The sequence below is a fragment of the Exiguobacterium sp. SRB7LM genome (genome assembly GCF_015712685.1).
Taxonomy (GTDB): domain Bacteria; phylum Bacillota; class Bacilli; order Exiguobacteriales; family Exiguobacteriaceae; genus Exiguobacterium; species Exiguobacterium profundum.
The window spans coordinates 429,485-443,374 of sequence record NZ_VWVR01000006.1; the positions used below are offsets into that span (position 1 = coordinate 429,485).

The 13,890-nt window shown below is 49.6% G+C and carries 13 protein-coding genes and 1 riboswitch; of the genes, 12 read left to right on the top strand and 1 reads right to left on the bottom strand.

What is annotated here, in order from left to right; all coding sequences use genetic code 11:
• The first annotated feature begins 41 nt into the window (after positions 1-41).
• The 11 genes from coaBC (at position 42) to F3H97_RS03035 (ending at position 13,016) form a co-directional block, all read left to right on the top strand.
• Positions 42-1,232 carry a bifunctional phosphopantothenoylcysteine decarboxylase/phosphopantothenate--cysteine ligase CoaBC gene (gene coaBC, locus F3H97_RS02985; RefSeq protein WP_196430521.1) on the top strand — a complete coding sequence of 397 codons (1,191 nt, stop codon included), beginning with the start codon at positions 42-44 and terminating at the stop codon, positions 1,230-1,232.
• Positions 1,229-3,553, top strand: coding sequence for a primosomal protein N' (gene priA, locus F3H97_RS02990; protein WP_196430522.1), 2,325 nt, complete (start codon positions 1,229-1,231; stop codon positions 3,551-3,553). The genes coaBC and priA overlap by 4 nt, the downstream gene beginning before the upstream one ends.
• A gap of 11 nt (positions 3,554-3,564) precedes the next feature.
• Positions 3,565-4,965, top strand: a complete 1,401-nt coding sequence (fmt, locus tag F3H97_RS02995) for a methionyl-tRNA formyltransferase (RefSeq protein WP_159562071.1) — start codon at positions 3,565-3,567, stop codon at positions 4,963-4,965.
• Positions 4,952-6,283 carry a 16S rRNA (cytosine(967)-C(5))-methyltransferase RsmB gene (gene rsmB, locus F3H97_RS03000; RefSeq protein WP_196430523.1) on the top strand — a complete coding sequence of 444 codons (1,332 nt, stop codon included), beginning with the start codon at positions 4,952-4,954 and terminating at the stop codon, positions 6,281-6,283. The genes fmt and rsmB overlap by 14 nt, the downstream gene beginning before the upstream one ends.
• A 3-nt stretch (positions 6,284-6,286) precedes the next feature.
• Complete coding sequence (gene rlmN, locus F3H97_RS03005) at positions 6,287-7,372, top strand: dual-specificity RNA methyltransferase RlmN (protein ID WP_015881342.1); 1,086 nt, start codon at positions 6,287-6,289, stop codon at positions 7,370-7,372.
• 8 nt (positions 7,373-7,380) lie between these two features.
• Positions 7,381-8,115 (top strand): Stp1/IreP family PP2C-type Ser/Thr phosphatase, encoded by a 735-nt coding sequence (locus F3H97_RS03010; RefSeq protein WP_196430524.1) that lies wholly within the window; start codon positions 7,381-7,383, stop codon positions 8,113-8,115.
• A 5-nt stretch (positions 8,116-8,120) separates the two neighbouring features.
• Positions 8,121-10,073 carry a Stk1 family PASTA domain-containing Ser/Thr kinase gene (pknB, locus tag F3H97_RS03015; protein ID WP_196430525.1) on the top strand — a complete coding sequence of 651 codons (1,953 nt, stop codon included), beginning with the start codon at positions 8,121-8,123 and terminating at the stop codon, positions 10,071-10,073.
• Between the two features lie 42 nt (positions 10,074-10,115).
• On the top strand, positions 10,116-11,003 hold the full coding sequence (gene rsgA / locus F3H97_RS03020) for a ribosome small subunit-dependent GTPase A (protein ID WP_196431832.1): 888 nt from the start codon (positions 10,116-10,118) through the stop codon (positions 11,001-11,003).
• A gap of 3 nt (positions 11,004-11,006) precedes the next feature.
• Complete coding sequence (rpe, locus tag F3H97_RS03025) at positions 11,007-11,663, top strand: ribulose-phosphate 3-epimerase (protein ID WP_015881346.1); 657 nt, start codon at positions 11,007-11,009, stop codon at positions 11,661-11,663.
• Positions 11,664-11,683: 20 nt separating this feature from the next.
• Positions 11,684-11,784, top strand: a riboswitch (TPP riboswitch).
• Positions 11,785-11,856: 72 nt separating this feature from the next.
• A complete protein-coding gene (gene thiT / locus F3H97_RS03030) occupies positions 11,857-12,432 on the top strand; it encodes an energy-coupled thiamine transporter ThiT (protein WP_031421608.1) in 576 nt (191 codons plus the stop codon).
• Entirely contained in the window at positions 12,429-13,016 is a 588-nt protein-coding gene (locus F3H97_RS03035) for a thiamine diphosphokinase (protein WP_196430526.1), read from the top strand. Before thiT ends, F3H97_RS03035 begins: the two co-directional genes overlap by 4 nt.
• A 57-nt stretch (positions 13,017-13,073) precedes the next feature.
• Here F3H97_RS03035 and rpmB read toward each other — a convergent pair whose 3' ends face one another.
• Entirely contained in the window at positions 13,074-13,262 is a 189-nt protein-coding gene (gene rpmB / locus F3H97_RS03040) for a 50S ribosomal protein L28 (RefSeq protein WP_015881349.1), read from the bottom strand.
• Between the two features lie 252 nt (positions 13,263-13,514).
• On the opposite strand from rpmB, the gene F3H97_RS03045 reads away from it, so the two are divergent.
• Complete coding sequence (locus F3H97_RS03045; protein WP_015881350.1) at positions 13,515-13,877, top strand: Asp23/Gls24 family envelope stress response protein; 363 nt, start codon at positions 13,515-13,517, stop codon at positions 13,875-13,877.
• Positions 13,878-13,890 lie beyond the last annotated feature (13 nt).

Genomic DNA, 13,890 nt, shown 5'->3' on the forward strand with positions numbered 1-13,890 from the left:
TTGCGACTTGGGTCTCATTGTCTATAAGGGGGAGTTTGGGAATGGTGAAGGATCGTACTATTTTGTTATGTGTGAGTGGTGGCATCGCCGCCTACAAGGCGTGTGCGCTCACATCGAAATTGGTTCAAGCCGGAGCGAATGTTCGCGTCGCGATGACGAAATCGGCGGAACAATTCGTAGGTCAGGCGACCTTCCAGGCGCTCAGTCGCAACCCGGTCTATACGGACGTTTTCGAAGAGCATGACCCGACAAAGATTGCTCATATCGACGTCGTCGACTCGAGCGATTTGATTGTCGTGGCTCCGGCGACGGCAAATACGATTGCAAAATTGGCGAACGGGATTGCGGATGACTTCATTACGACGTCCGTTTTAGCTGCGAAATGCCCGGTCATCATCTCACCGGCGATGAATGTGAACATGCTCGAACATCCTGCCACTCAGCGGAACATCGAGACGTTAAAATCATACGGCTATCAGTTGATTGAACCCGGTGTCGGCAACTTGGCTTGCGGTTGGATTGGCGGGGGACGTCTGCCTGAACCGGAAGACTTAGTTCGCATCATCGAAAGCCAATTCGTTCCGAAACTATATCTTGGAAAAGATGTCTTGATCACGGCTGGCCCGACTGTCGAACGCATCGACCCCGTCCGTTACTTATCCAATGATTCGTCAGGGAAAATGGGCGTCGCACTCGCTGAGGTGGCTCGGGACATGGGTGCCCGTGTCACGCTCGTCCATGGGCCGCTCCAAGTTCCTGTCCCGGAAGGCGTGACAGCGGTTCCCGTCAAGTCAAGTGAGGAGATGCTGCGCGAAGTGACAAGCCGTTTTGAGGATTCAGACCTCGTCGTGAAATCAGCGGCAGTTGCAGATTATCGTCCAAAAACGATTCATTCGGAAAAACATAAAAAAGTCCACGGTCCACTTACGATTGAACTTGAAGAAACGACAGACATTTTAAAATCACTCGGTGAGAAGAAGACCCATCAAGTGTTGGTCGGATTTGCTGCTGAGACAGAACGACTCGAGGAGCACGCGGCAGCTAAGCTGAAGCGAAAAAACGTCGATTACCTTGTGGCGAACGATGTGTCTGGCAGTGACGTCGGATTCGGGGCGGACGACAATGAAGTCGTCTTGTTCCAAGCTGACGGGACGTCACTTAGACTTCCGAAACAATCGAAGAAAGCGTTGGCGTTCGAGTTGCTCACACATTTTAAGGAAGCGGTCCAATGATTGCACATGTACATGTCGATGCACCGGTGATCACGATTGACCGTCCGTTTGATTATGAAGTACCTGAACAATTTGAAGCTTTGATTGAACCGGGCATGCGCGTCTCCGTCCCATTCGGCTCACGACGTCTCCTCGGAATCGTTGTTGGTACGTCAGATGGGACGAGGGAAGGATTGAAACCGTTAGAAGCGCTGTTAGATGAGGAATCTTCACTCACTGACGAACTGCTCGCTTTATCCATCCATGTGAAAGAGACGACACTTTGCTTTCGTTCATCCGCCCTGCTTGCGATGCTTCCGGCCGCGCTCAAGGTCAGTTATGACAAAGAAATCAAAGAAGGACAAGTCCCTGATGGGGTCCGTCTCGGAACGCATTTATCGGAGTATCCGAAAGAAGTTCAGTCAGTCATTCTAGGACTCGCTAAAAAAGGGGAGCTGACCTTAGCACCCGTCTTAAAAGAAAAGAAGACCGTTAAGACCGACGTCGTCGTCGAACTCCTCGATGCGACAGTCGTCTCGAAACGTGCGAAAAAACAACTAGAAGCGGTCCGCCAACTTGAGGAGACCCCACGCATGTATTGGTCGGCACTTCGCCAAATTGGGCTGACTCGCCCACAACTGCAGAAACTTGCGGAACTCGGAGCGGTTCGATTGACCGAGGTCGAGTTGAATCGTGACCCGTACGCGACAATCGAGCAAGTCGAGGAATCGGTTCAATTGAACGACAGTCAAGCCAACGCGGTTCGGGCCATTCATGAGGCTGACGCGGGTGAGACGTTACTCGTCCACGGTGTGACGGGAAGCGGGAAGACTGAAGTCTATTTAGAATCAATCGGACAAGTCATCGATGAAGGGAAACAAGCCATCTTACTCGTTCCCGAAATCAGTTTGACTCCGATGATGGTCAAACGCTTCAAACGTCGTTTCGGCGATCGGGTCGCCGTGTTGCATAGCGCTCTGTCTAAAGGTGAGAAGTACGACGAGTGGCGTAAGATTAAACGAAATGAAGTCGACGTCGTCGTTGGTGCCCGTTCTGCAATCTTTGCCCCGCTCGACCAACTCGGTCTCATCATCTTAGATGAAGAGCACGAGACGACGTACAAGCAAGAGGAAAACCCTCGTTATCATGCGCGCGATGTTGCCATCTGGCGGTCCCGCTATCATGGGTGTCCCGTCGTGTTGGGCAGTGCGACCCCTTCACTTGAATCGTATGCTCGGGCACAAAAAGGCGTCTATCACTATTTGCATTTGAAAGAACGGTATGGTGGAGAGATGCCACCGGTCCACATTATCGATATGCGACGTGAATTGGCGAAAGGCAATACGACGATGTTCTCGGAAGAATTGTTCCAAGGGATTCTCGACCGGATCGAGAAAAAAGAGCAGTGCGTCATTTTATTGAACCGTCGTGGATTCACGACGTTCGTCATGTGCCGGGACTGCGGGGAAGGTATGACATGTCCGCATTGTGCCGTCAATTTGACATATCATCAATATGGAGATCGGTTGAAGTGTCACTACTGCGGTTACGAGGTCGGTATGCCGTCGACGTGTCCATCTTGCAATAGTAAGAAAATCAAACAGTTCGGGTCGGGCACACAAAAAATCGAGACGGAACTGTTGAACAGGATTCCAGAAGCGCGCATCATCCGAATGGACCAGGATACGACGTCTCGAAAAGGTTCACATGAGCAGTTGTTGCGTCGTTTCGAAGAAGGGGAGGCCGACATCTTACTTGGCACGCAGATGATTGCCAAGGGGCTCGATTTCCCAAACGTCACACTTGTCGGGGTACTCGCGGCGGATGCGACACTCGGGATGCCTGACTTTCGGGCGACCGAACGCACCTTCCAACTTGTCACGCAAGTGGCAGGAAGAGCCGGGCGCGGAAAACTTCCGGGTGAGGCGTTCGTCCAAACGTATAACCCGGACCATTATGTGATCGAGACTGCGAGTGAACATGATTATGAGACATTTTTCGCCAAAGAGATGGGACTCAGACAAGTCGGAAATCATCCGCCTTACTGGTTTTTAACGCTCGTCACGTTTTCGGCGGAAAACCCCCTTGTCGCCAAGGCCGAGGCAGAATTGTTCGCATCAGACTTTTTACAAGCGCATGTGGAGAATAGTCGCTTGAATGGACCGATGCCGGCACCGTTATCGAAGTTGAAGAACGCCTATCGTTATCAAGTATTCATTAAAACAAAACAACCCGAAGCACTCTATGTGGAGCTGGCACGATTACAGCAAGCGAGAGCCAAAGCAATCAGCAAGAAAGAATATCAAATGAGTATCGATGTGAACCCATACGTATTCATGTGAGGTGGAGAGACATGTATAAAGTAGTAGAAGTACCGAATGACATTTTGCGCGTAACGTGCGAACCGGTGACAAAGTTTGATAAAAAATTGCGTCAGACTGTCGACCGATTGTTTGATACGATGTATGAGTATGACGGAGTTGGTGTCGCGGCACCGCAAGTCAATTTGAACCAGCGGCTCGCGGTCGTCCATACCGATGATGAGACGGGACCGCTTGTCTTGATCAACCCGGAAATCATTGAAACATCCGGTCGAGAAGTTGGGCTAGAGGGATGTTTGAGCATCCCAGGCGAATTCGGATTCGTGGAACGACACGAGTCGATCGTCGTCAAGAATCAAGATTTGAAAGGGCGGACGCATACGATTCAAGCGAGCGGCTTTTTCGCTCGTGCGATTCAACATGAGATGGATCATTTGGATGGCGTCTTGTTCACAGACAAGCTCGCCGTCCCGAACCCTGGAAAAGACAAACGCATCGTCTTCATGGGGACGCCGACGTTCGCCGTATCGGTACTTGAGCGACTGCTTGAAGAAGGATACAATGTCGTAGGTGTCGTATCGCAACCGGATAAACCGGTCGGGCGAAAGCGTGAACTTAAGCCGACTCCAGTAAAAGAGTGTGCGCTTCGTCACGGTATTCCCGTGTTGCAGCCTGAAAAAGTGCGCACAGACTATGCAGAAATTTTAGAGTTAAAGCCTGATTTGATTGTGACGGCGGCGTACGGACAAATCGTGCCGACCGCCTTACTAGAAGCCCCGCCTCACGGAGCCATCAACGTACATGCCTCCCTCCTTCCGAAATATCGCGGAGGTGCCCCGATTCATCAAGCCATTCTTGATGGGGAGTCGGAGACTGGTGTGACGATCATGTACATGGTCGACAAGTTAGATGCAGGTGACATGATTGCCAATACCATCGTACCTATCGAAGAGACGGATACAGTCGGGTCTTTATTTGATAAACTGGCTGTAGCAGGAAGCGATCTTCTCATCCGTACGCTTCCGGCCTTCTTGGAAGGGTGGATTGAGGCGGTGCCTCAAGACGAGCGAGACGTGACGTTTGCTCCGAACATTAGCCGTGAGCGTGAACAGATTGATTGGACGAAGCATGGCGAGTCCATCTACAACCATATTCGAGGAATGAATCCATTCCCGACGGCCTATTCAACGCTTGAAGGCGAACGAGTGAAATTGTTCATGGGAGAAAAAACGACAGGAACGGGACAGTCGGGAGAAGTCATTCGTCTGGAAGAAGACGGATTTGTCGTGGCGACAGGGAACGACGTCGCAATCAAAGTGACCGATTTGCAACCCGCAGGTAAGAAACGGATGGATGGTGCAACCTTCATGCGTGGCGCCGGACAAAAGCTACGGATTGGCGACCGATTAGGAGGAACTCATGAACGTACGTGAAGCAGCGCTTGATACGCTGATGAAAATTGAACAGGGCGGCGCGTATTCGACGATTGCCGTCAATGATACATTGAAACAAAAAAAAGTTGCCCCAAAAGATGTCGGTCTCTATACCGAACTCGTATATGGGACGCTCAGTCGCAAAGGGACGCTCGATTATATTTTGAAAGACCGCATCCGTTCGCCGAAGAAGCTAGACAAGTTTGTCCTCCCGCTTCTTCGGATGAGCGTTTATCAACTCTTCTATCTTGATAAAGTACCCGACCGGGCCGTCCTACACGAGGCGGTCGAAATCGCGAAAAAACGAGGTCATCACCTCGGAACGAGCAAATTCGTAAACGGGGTGTTACGAAATGTGCTTCGGGAAGGGTTTCCGGACTTTAGTGGCTTGACCGATGCAGAACGAATCGCCATAGAGCACAGTCATCCGGAATGGCTCGTATCAGATTGGATTGAGTTATATGGTGTGGAAACGGCAGAAGCGATTTGCCGATTAAACAATGAACCTGCTCCTGTTACGATTCGGGTCAACCGAAAGCGTATTTCAGTGGATGAGATGATGAACCGATTGGCTGACGCTGGCGTCATGACGTCACGTTCTGAACTATCTGCTGATGGACTTGTCGTAGAGTCTGGCAATGTCCATGCGACCCCGTTTATCGAGGAAGGTCTTCTATCGATTCAAGATGAGAGCTCCATGATTGTCGCGGATGCACTCAACGTGTCGAAAGACGATGTCATCCTAGACGCATGTGCCGCGCCAGGCGGCAAGGCGATGCATACGGCAGAGCGAATGCAAGGTGGATCGCTCACCGCGCTTGACCTTCATCCACATAAAGCAAAATTGATTGATCAACAAGCCAAACGTCTACACATCAATGGAGTGACCGCACTTGCCCTTGATGCTCGTTTAGCAGGTGAACGGTTTGAAGAAGAAAGCTTTGACCGGATTCTTTTAGATGTCCCTTGTTCGGGCCTTGGCGTCATTCGTCGAAAGCCGGATATTAAATGGACGAAGGACAAAGCTCAACTCGAAAACTTACCAAAGATACAAAGACAAATCATTGATGCCGTATTGCCACTGCTCAAACCAGGTGGTACGCTAGTTTACTCGACATGTACAATCGACCCGTCTGAAAATGAGACGCAGGCTGACTATATTCTGTCGAAAGGGTTGATCTGGGACGAAACGCTCAAAGGTCGTCTCCCACAATCTGTTCGTCCGATGATGGAATCGGACCGTGCTGAACTAAAATTATTACCGACGACATTCGGGACCGACGGCTTCTATATCGCCGCATTTAAGAAAGAGGTATAAAACATGAATCCAAAAGCAGTAGAAAAGAATCCACTCGTAGGCGCAAAACCGTCACTCTATTCGTTGACGTTTCCAGAACTTGAGGCATGGGTGATCGAGGCAGGAGAAAAGGCATTCCGTGCGAAACAATTATATGATTGGATGTACGTCAAACGGGTCACGACTTTTGATGATATGACCAACGTTCCGAAAGCGCTTCGCGACAAATTAGAGGCATCGTTCCAATTGACGACGTTAAAAGAATTGGTCAAGCAGGAATCCCAAGACGGCACAATCAAGTTCTTGTTTGAACTTCAGGACGGGTACTCAATTGAAACGGTACTCATGCGTCACGAATACGGAAACTCGATTTGTGTCACGACACAAGTCGGTTGCCGGATCGGATGTACGTTCTGTGCCTCGACACTCGGCGGCTTGAAACGAAACTTAGAAGCCGGGGAAATCACAGCTCAAGTGCTCGACGTACAACGTGCATTAGACGCGACAGGAGAGCGCGTCGACTCTATCGTCGTCATGGGAATCGGCGAACCGTTCGATAACTACGATGAGTTAATGCGTTTCTTACGTACTGTCAACCATGACAATGGACTCAACATCGGAGCACGACACATCACGGTATCGACGAGTGGGATTGTTCCGAAGATTTACAAGTTTGCCGATGAAGGTATGCGAATCAACTTCGCCATTTCACTTCACGCACCGACGACGGAATTGCGTACCAAGCTCATGCCGATCAACCGTGCCTTTGACTTGGACAAGTTGATGGATGCGGTCCGTTATTACACAGAGAAGAGCGGACGTCGCATCACGTTTGAATATGGACTCTTTGGTGGTGTCAACGATACGGAAGAATATGCCCATCTCTTGGCAGACCTGTTAAAAGGAATCAAATGTCACGTCAACTTGATTCCCGTCAACCATGTACTCGAACGTGACTATGTACGGACACCGCGAGCTCAAATCTTTGCCTTCGAAAAAGTGCTCAAAGACCGCAATGTGAACGTGACAATCCGTCGCGAGCAAGGGTCGGACATCGATGCCGCTTGTGGACAGCTTCGAGCGAAGGAGCGCGAACAAGAAACGAGGTAATCAGAAAGATGGAATTAGCATTTCGAACAGATCGTGGACAAGTACGCACACAAAATGAAGATGCAGTTTTAATCTTAGGTGATGCCATAACCGGGATTGCCCTGGTTGCAGACGGAATGGGTGGGCATGCAGCGGGAGAGGTTGCGAGTCAAATCGTGATTGAAGAGTTTAGACGGGCGTTCCCGTCTCTCCCGACAACCCCTGTCGAAATCGAACGATGGTTCCGCCACCACATCGATTTGGCGAACGATCAAGTGTTGCAATTTGCGAAGCAGTCCAATCTTGTCATGATGGGAACGACTGTGGCAGCTGTTTGTTGGAATGAAGAGACGGTGGTCATCGTCCATATTGGAGATAGTCGCGTCTATGCGCTCCAGGCGAATGAGTTAAGACGTCTTACGGAGGACCATTCTTACGTCAATGTGCTCAAACAACTCGGTGAATTGACGGAAGAAGAGATGCGGGTTCATCCGAAACGAAATGTCATCACCCGGGCAATCGGTTCAAGCGAACAAGTCGAACCTGACGTGCAAGTGCTCGCTGACCCTGAGTTTGATGTGATTTTAATTTGTACGGATGGATTGACGACACACATGACCGATGTGGCGATTCAACACGTATTACAACAAGCGGCATCCGCCGAACAAAAAGCGGAGCAACTCATTGCAGAAGCCAATCAATTGGGAGGGAGCGACAATATCACGGTCGCCCTCGTTCAATTCACAGATAGAAAGAGAGGATGAATCCGATGCGAAGCGGAGAACGAATCAACGATCGTTATCGGATCGAACAACAAATCGGCAGCGGAGGCATGGCAAATGTCTACCGGGCTCATGACGAGATCTTAAACCGAACCGTCGCCATCAAGGTGTTGCGATCTGAATTCTCACATAACGAACAATTTATACGTCGGTTCGAGCGAGAAGCCCATGCGGCTACGAGTCTGAACCATCCAAACATCGTGGCGATCTATGACGTCGGCGATGAAGAAGATTTGTACTATATCGTCATGGAGCACGTCGATGGGGTGACGTTAAAACAATACTTGCAAGAGGAATACATATCTGTCGATGAAGCGCTACGCATCATGGGACAGATTTGTGATGCGATTGACCATGCCCATGCGAATCGAATCATTCACCGTGATATCAAGCCGCAGAACATGATGATTGATCAGCACGGTAACGTGAAGGTGACTGATTTTGGGATTGCCGTGGCGATGTCGAATGCGACGTTGACGCATACGATGTCTGTGCTGGGATCGGTCCATTATTTCTCACCTGAGCAAGCACGCGGTAAATTTGCTGATGAAAAGTCAGATATTTATTCGCTCGGTGCCGTACTGTACGAATTGTTGACAGGTCGTGTCCCGTTCATTGGCGAGACACCGGTCGCCGTTGCGCTTCAACATTTGCAAGATGACCCGATTCGACCGATGGACTTGAATCCGAATATTCCACAGGCACTCGAAAACTGCGTCATGCAAGCATTGTCGAAGTCACCAGGTGCCCGTCATGTTTCGGTCGCAGCCTTTAAGAAAGACTGCATGACGGCATTAAGCCGTGAACGCGCCAATGAGCCGAGACGTGTTCCGGCCAGTCAGGATGAGTTCGATCAAACGCTCGTCATGACACCGGTCATACCTGAAGAAAAACCAGAGACGCCAGTAACACCGACTCCGGTCACAGCGTCTAGCGAGCAAGAACCTGAAGCGGTGACTCCAGTCAAAAAGAAGAAACGCAAATGGTGGATTTGGATTTTACTCGTGTTGATCCTGATTGCAGGGAGCATTGCGGCATACGTGGTCGCCGATGAAATGTCACGAGCCGTCGTTCCGGATGTCGTTGGAATGAGTATCGGAGATGCCACTTCTGAACTTGAGAATGCCGATTTCGTCGTCGAAGTGACGGAGCGGGCGAGCGATGACGTCGAAGAAGGTGAGGTCATTTCGCAAAACCCACAAGAAGGGCGTAAACCAAAACGAGGCACGACGGTGACCATCGTCGTTTCGGCCGGGAAAGAAACCGTCGAAATGCCGAATGTGGAGGGATTGTCCCAAACAGCAGCTGAACGCATGTTAAAAGATCTGGCGTTCAGTGACCTTGAAATCAAAACAGAAGCTTCGGAAACAGTCGCTAGCGGAGATGTGATTTCGCAATCGCTCGACCCAGGCGAGGAGGTCGTTCCTTCAGAAGTGACGGTGACGCTCGTTGTGTCGACAGGAAGCAACAAAGTCGAACTGTCGAATCTCGCGGGATATACGTTTGACGAGGCATCGACTTATGCCGATCAAAACAAGTTAAAAATCGTGAGACGGGATGAGTTTTCGACAAGTGTTCCTAAAGGTCAAATCATCCGTCAACTTCCAACGGCGGGTACGGCAGTCGATCCGGGAACGGAACTTACGGTCATCGTATCGGAAGGGGTTGAACCGACGGACGTCTCCATCGAACGTGAAGTGAGCGTCGAAGTCGAGCAACCGGAAAAAGACAAGAAACCGAAAGCCGTGGAGGTCGTGATTCGTACGGTCGATGCGCGTGGTGAAATTGAAGTGTTACGGGATAAAATCACAGAGACGACAACATACTCGTATACGCTCGTCATTGCTCCGGACGAAGTCGGGACCGCAACGATTGAAGTCGATGGTGAGATCGTCCGAACGGATTCAGTCACATATGCACAGGCCAAAGAGGCACAATAAAGAGGTGACGGTGTCGTCACCTCTTTTTTAAGGGAGGTAGTCATATTGAAAGGAACGATTATTCGTTTACAAGGCGGGTTTTATGATGTGATGACCGAGTCGAATCAAGAGATTCGGTGTCGGGCGAGAGGGAATTTTCGGAAACGAAACATCTCACCTGTCGTCGGCGATGACGTTGTCATTCAAGATCAAGAAGATGGGACAGGCTATATTTTAGAGGTGGAGGAACGTCAAAACCATCTCGTCCGCCCACCAATCGCCAACATCGATCAGGCATTTCTACTTTTTTCTGTGAAAGAACCGGCGTTTTCTTATCATTTGCTTGACCGATTCCTCGTATTGATCGAATCCAAACAGATTCATCCAATCATCGTGTTAACGAAGATGGACCTACTCAGTGAAGAAGAGACCGGACCGATTCAAGAAGCGGTCGCCCGCTATCGTGCCATCGGATATGACGTGATTGAAACGTCGACGGAGCTTTCGGATGGGGTCAATCAGGTACGGGGACTCTTCAAAGAGAAGACGAGCGTGTTTGCCGGTCAAACAGGTGTCGGGAAGAGTTCGCTTTTAAACGCAGTCGCGCCTGAACTCGAATTGGCCACAGGGAAAATTTCCAAATCACTCGGTCGTGGGAAACATACGACGCGTCACGTCACGCTCATTCAATTGGCCGACGGGCTTGTGGCGGATACGCCAGGATTTTCCAGTCTCGAGTTTCCTCAAGAACTCGAGGCGGATGAACTGAGATGGTGCTTCCCAGAATTTGTGGAACGTCACGACGATTGCAAGTTCCGGGGATGCGTCCATATCAATGAACCGGGCTGTGCCATTAAACAAGCCGTAGAAGATGGCAAAATTGCTTCAACTCGTTATGAGAATTATGTTACCTTTATGGAGGAGTTAAACGATCGTAAACGGAGGTATTGACAGATGATTAAAATCGCACCATCAATTTTAGCAGCCGACTTTGCCAATTTGGAGGCTGAAGTGAAAGCCGTTCAAGATGCGGGGGCGGATTATATCCATTTTGACGTGATGGATGGGCAGTTCGTGCCGAACATCTCGATTGGGCTACCAGTTCTCGCAAGCTTGCGCAAAAAATCAGACATGGTTCTCGATGTGCATTTGATGATTGATCAACCGGAACGCTATGTCGAAGATTTCGTCAAGGCGGGGGCGGACATTGTGACGGTTCACGTGGAAGCAACGAACCATTTACATCGAGTCTTGCAGCAAATCAAAGCGGCAGGGGCGAAATGTGGGGTCGTCTTGAACCCGCACACACCGCTCTCTACGATTGAACATATCCTTCAAGATGTCGATATGGTATTGCTCATGACCGTCAATCCAGGGTTTGGTGGACAAGCGTTCATTGAATCCGTCGTACCGAAAATCTCGGCGCTCAGTCAGCTTCGCAAAGACCGTCAGCTCGATTTTGAAATTGAGATTGATGGTGGTGTCAACGAAGAGACGGCGAAACGTTGCATTGATGCAGGGGCAGATGTCCTAGTTGCCGGTTCGGCCATTTACAATCAACCGGATTATAAAGCAGCCATCGATAGCATTCGTGGCGCATCTCGTGTATAATCGACGGTAGAACAACAAGATAGAGTCGCAAGGGGTGTCACATGATGTGGCTGAGAGGCATACGCTAACCCTTTGAACCTGTTCCGTTCACACGGACGTAGGGATGTGGCGAAAATGCACGTTGCGAATCCAAGCAGCATGGCGTTTACGTCATGCTGCTTTTTGTCGTTCACACAATAAAGGAGGAAGAAAGATGAAATCACGTTTTAAATTACAAGCACTCATCGAAATTTCATTGTTCGCAGCGCTTGGGCTAGTTTTTGATTTACTCATCCCATATCGTTTGCCACAAGGGGGATCAATCAGTCTGGCGATGCTCCCGATCTTTGTGATGGCGTTTCGTCACGGATTGAAAGGGGGACTTGCGACTGGTGCGCTCGTCGGGACGCTTCAACTCTTGTTCGGAGCCTATATCTTTACGCCAGTTCAGTTCTTGCTCGATTATACGGTTGCGTACGGACTTGTCGGCGTGGCCGGCGTCTTTGCCGGACGTGTGAAACAGGCCGCTGGTCAAGGCGCGACGAAGACGCTCGCTACCTATTTGGTGCTCGGCGCATTGATCGGGTCGGCGTTGCGTTATGCGGCTCACGTCATCTCAGGGATTGTCTTTTTCGCTGAGTATGCGGAGGGTCCGGTCGTGGCTTATTCACTTGGCTATAACGCAACTTATATGGTTCCGTCGTTTGTCATCTCAGCCATCGTATTAGTCTTACTCTTCACGACAGCTCCGCGATTCACGCGTGTCGCGACACGGGACATTCGTCAATGAACATCTTGATCGTCGCGGCGAGTCCGGAACCTATTCCGGACTTACCGCGTGATGCCGATTTTGTCATCGGTGTCGATGGCGGATATCAGAGATTATTAGATGAAGGGATTGATGTCGACGTCGTGGTCGGGGACTTTGATTCGTTTGTCGGAACACCTCCTGAGGAAGCGCTACGTTATCCATCTGAAAAGGATGTGACCGACCTCGAGATTGCGCTTCAGTTGGCAATCGATCAAGGGGCGACCCAGATGCACGTGTACGGGGCACTCGGTGGTCGAGTTGATATGACGTTCGCGAACGTCGGTCTACTCGAATCGTATCCGGGGATGGTTCTTCATGGGACGGGTCAAACGATTTTTCTCGCTCGGCCAGGAAGTTATGAGATTAAAAAACTAGATGAACATTACTTGTCTTTCATGCCTTGGAAAACCGCTACGATTTCAATTGATGGGGTCAAATATCCACTCGAGCGTCATCCGGTCCATAGCGCGCAAGCGTTGACCATTTCAAATGAATGGAGCGAAGAGCTTGCCTTGTTGACGGTTCATGAAGGAATGGCCCTCGTTATGCTCGTCAAAAAATAAGCAAAAAAAAATCCCATCGGCGAATGCCGCTGGGATTTATTCGTTCGTGTATAAGTATTATACGCGTTCAACGAGACCTGATTTAAGTGCGCGAGCTGAAACCCAAACGCGTTTCGGTTTACCGTCAACGAGAATACGAACTTTTTGTACGTTTACACCCCAAGTACGTTTTGTCTTGTTGAGTGCGTGCGAACGGTTGTTACCTGATTTAGGTGATTTACCTGTTACGTAGCATTTACGTGCCATGCGTTTCCCCTCCTTTTTTATGTGGGTTCGTCCTAATAGACACTCGTTTATATTAGCACGGCTTTTTTCCCGATGCAACTAGAAAATCATACCGTGACAAGAAAAAAACTTGACATTACTCTCAAGGATTTGAATAATGAATGAGGTTATCGCGTTAATTGACCGAGATTCTGGAGCAGGTTCTTTTAATAACTAGGTACTTATTGTAGAATGTACATTAGGAATCATTCCGAATAAAGGAGGCTACTCCATATGGCAATTGAAATGAAGACAACATATGGCAATATTGACATCACAAGTGACGTCATCGCGACACTCGCAGGTGGTGCGGCGATGGAATGCTTCGGTGTGGTCGGCATGGCTTCACAGGCACAATTGAAAGACGGCATTGCTGAATTGTTAAAACGTGAAAATTACGCGCGTGGTGTCGTCGTACGTCAAGAGGATGAGGACGTACATATCGACATGCACATCATTGTAAGCTACGGGACGAAAGTATCTGAAGTCGCATACAACGTGCAAAGCCGAGTGAAATATACGCTCGGAGAAACTTTAGGATTAAACGTTTCGTCGGTAAATATATTCGTTCAAGGCGTTCGTCTGACGAATGACTGACGAAAACGGAGGA

Excerpts from the sequence above, each read along its gene's own strand:
- rpe (WP_015881346.1), top strand. The coding sequence starts at position 11,007 with ATGATTAAAATCGCACCATCAATTTTAGCAGCCGACTTTGCCAATTTG.
- F3H97_RS03010 (WP_196430524.1), top strand. The coding sequence starts at position 7,381 with ATGGAATTAGCATTTCGAACAGATCGTGGACAAGTACGCACACAAAAT.
- priA (WP_196430522.1), top strand. The coding sequence starts at position 1,229 with ATGATTGCACATGTACATGTCGATGCACCGGTGATCACGATTGACCGT.
- coaBC (WP_196430521.1), top strand. The coding sequence starts at position 42 with ATGGTGAAGGATCGTACTATTTTGTTATGTGTGAGTGGTGGCATCGCC.
- thiT (WP_031421608.1), top strand. The coding sequence starts at position 11,857 with ATGAAATCACGTTTTAAATTACAAGCACTCATCGAAATTTCATTGTTC.
- F3H97_RS03035 (WP_196430526.1), top strand. The coding sequence starts at position 12,429 with ATGAACATCTTGATCGTCGCGGCGAGTCCGGAACCTATTCCGGACTTA.
- F3H97_RS03045 (WP_015881350.1), top strand. The coding sequence starts at position 13,515 with ATGGCAATTGAAATGAAGACAACATATGGCAATATTGACATCACAAGT.
- pknB (WP_196430525.1), top strand. The coding sequence starts at position 8,121 with ATGCGAAGCGGAGAACGAATCAACGATCGTTATCGGATCGAACAACAA.
- rpmB (WP_015881349.1), bottom strand. The coding sequence starts at position 13,262 with ATGGCACGTAAATGCTACGTAACAGGTAAATCACCTAAATCAGGTAAC.
- rsmB (WP_196430523.1), top strand. The coding sequence starts at position 4,952 with ATGAACGTACGTGAAGCAGCGCTTGATACGCTGATGAAAATTGAACAG.
- fmt (WP_159562071.1), top strand. The coding sequence starts at position 3,565 with ATGTATAAAGTAGTAGAAGTACCGAATGACATTTTGCGCGTAACGTGC.
- rlmN (WP_015881342.1), top strand. The coding sequence starts at position 6,287 with ATGAATCCAAAAGCAGTAGAAAAGAATCCACTCGTAGGCGCAAAACCG.